The sequence below is a fragment of the Psychrobacter sp. 1U2 genome (genome assembly GCF_051847575.1).
Window position 1 is genome coordinate 1 of sequence record NZ_JBPYDC010000319.1, and the last position, 1208, is coordinate 1208.

General features: G+C 41.9%; 1 protein-coding gene. It reads left to right on the top strand.

Features of this window, described 5'->3' with window-relative positions:
* Nucleotides 1–238: 238 nt before the first annotated feature.
* Nucleotides 239–1208, top strand: a 970-nt coding sequence (locus ACS8FD_RS15475; protein WP_439276503.1) for an AMP-binding protein, incomplete at its 3' end; no start/stop codon positions are given.

Here is a 1208-nt window from a genome sequence, read left to right on the forward strand (position 1 = left end):
CCAAGTTTATTTTATAGTCGAATCTACTTAGCGAATCTTTACAGGACAAATTTTCCAAATTAAGCCTAGGTTATATAACGACTAAAGTATCTTAGCAGCCTGTCAATTAATAAGGATATTATCGCATTCAGCGCCACATTGGTCGCGATGGCGTTAATTTGTATTGTTGACAGTAATAGAACTGCTCTCTTCTAAGCCCTTTCCCTATAGCAATCAATATACTTTAAGGACGCTAACCATGACAGAGAACAAACCTTGGCTGGATCACTATCCTGGTACTGTACCCAAAACCATTGACCCTGATAAATACGACAACTTGGTAGAGCTATATGAGGAGTGCTTTAATCGTTATCGTATGCACCCTATGAGTATCTGCATGGGTGTCACCCATACTTACGATGATGTCGATAAAGCATCATTGGCGGTCGCTGCATGGTTGCAAGCTCAAGGGTTACCAAAAGGTAGCCTTGTAGCGCTGATGATGCCAAACGTACCGCAGTATTTGCCAATCATGATTGGTATTTTGCGCGCAGGCTATGTTTGTACCCCTATCAATCCCTTATATACTGGACGCGAGTTACGTCATCAACTAAATGATTCAGGCGCTAAAATCATATTTATCGTTGATAACTTTGCTCAAGCGCTTGAACAAGTGGTTGATGAGACTTCTATCAATCGTATTGTCCTATCAAAAATGGGCGACATGATGGGTCTAAAAGGCATGTTGGTCAATACCATGATTCGACAAGTCAAACGCTTAGTCCCTAAATATAAGCTTAATGATCCTAAGCATGAAGTAACCAAATTCCCTGATGTCCTTAAAAAAGGCAAAGCGTTACCATTTCAAGCGCCAACAATGGCATCAGAGCAAAAAGCCATTTTACAATACACGGGTGGTACGACAGGGCTATCAAAAGGAGCTGTGTTGACCCAGCGCAACATCATAGCCGCTGCCCTGCAGTCAGAAGCTTGGTACCGACCTGTCACCTCAAATATGAATGAGGCATACATTAATATGGTTATGGCTCTACCGCTGTATCATATTTTTGCCTTCATGCTTAGCCTATTAGGTATGCGTTCGGGTTATACCTTTATATTGATACCCAATCCGCGCGATATGCCAGGGTTTATCAAAACCTTATCAAAGCAGCCTTTCCATATTTTCCCTGCGGTCAATACTCTATTTAAAGGACTGCTCGATCAGCCAA